The organism is Antrihabitans spumae (assembly GCF_043944905.1).
Lineage (GTDB): Bacteria > Actinomycetota > Actinomycetes > Mycobacteriales > Mycobacteriaceae > Antrihabitans > Antrihabitans spumae.
The window spans coordinates 1-1,181 of record NZ_JBIMSN010000191.1 but is presented as its reverse complement, the minus strand read 5'-3'; the positions used below and the strand labels follow the sequence as shown (position 1 = coordinate 1,181).

General features: G+C 66.2%; 1 protein-coding gene. It reads right to left on the bottom strand.

The window, feature by feature from the left end:
• Window positions 1–1,181: IS1380 family transposase (locus ACHIRB_RS31170; protein WP_395127857.1), on the bottom strand; the 1,181-nt coding region annotated here is incomplete at both ends.

Here is a 1,181-nt window from a genome sequence, read left to right as displayed (position 1 = left end):
AGCAGCTGCATCCATGCAGTCAGCTCCAAGGCGAGTCCGACGATCGCGACCCAGATCCGGTTCTGGTCGAATCCGTGCAGCGGAAGATTCTGCAGGCCGGTGTCTTTCGCGACGCGGATGCGATCTTCGCAGCGGGCGCGGCGGCGGTGCCGCAACTCGAGGTCGGCGATCTGACCCTTCTTCGTGTTGGTGACGAACGCAGTCAGGCGCAACCCGTCGGCATCGGTGAACCGCAGTTGCGCACCCGGATGCGGACGTTCCCGACGGATGATCACCCGCATTCCCGCAGGCCATCCTGTCAGGCTCAACACGCCGGTCGCGTCGATGACCCAGGCGCCCTCACGGACCATGCCGTCAGCGTTGTAGGCCGGTGACCACGCATCGGCAGGAACCAATTCCAGCGCTGCGACCATGGCGTCGGTAAGGCCGAACCCAACCGAATACGACAGCCGTTGGGTGGTCAGCCAGTCGAGGAACGCGTGCGTGCCGCCGGCCCCGTCGGTGCGGATCAGAACTTTACGACCGACACGACTGTCGGTGGTGAATGGCAACTGCGCCAGCGCATCCCGAACCACCGCGATGTGATCGTCGGCGGTGTTCGATCCGGCGTTCCCGGGGCGCAGCAGCATCGCGACAGGTTCTCCGGTTCCGGTCTCGCCGTGGTCGACGAAGGCCAGCAACGGATGAAAGCCATACCCGCGCTTGAAGTTCGGTGCAGCATCCTGCTTGTCGGAGTGTGCGGTGACCAAAGTCGCGTCGAGATCGATGATCAGCGGATGAGCGGCGTCGATGCCGTGGTCGGGCGCGTCCGTCCCGGCGCGTGACCATGCGTTCTTTCGGGCTTCGGCGCGTGCGGCATCGATGGCGCGCAGCGCGCCCGGCGCATCCGCGGCGAGGGTGGTGATCAGCCGCGACACAGTCGGATCCGAGGCGACCGAGCCGAACACGGTCGGCTGTTCACGCAGCAGCGCGATATCGGCCAGGCAGTCGCCGCCGAGCGCGAGGGCAACCGCGAGGTCGAGGACGACCTTGCCGGGATCGTGATGAGCCAACGGCTTCCGCCACGGCGACAACGCCGCCGACAAGTAACCGGAGATGTCGGTCGCCTCGGCAGCGCTCAGCAGCAGCACCGATCCCGCCTGCGACACGACACCTGATCCGGTGGCTTCAACCGACAACGA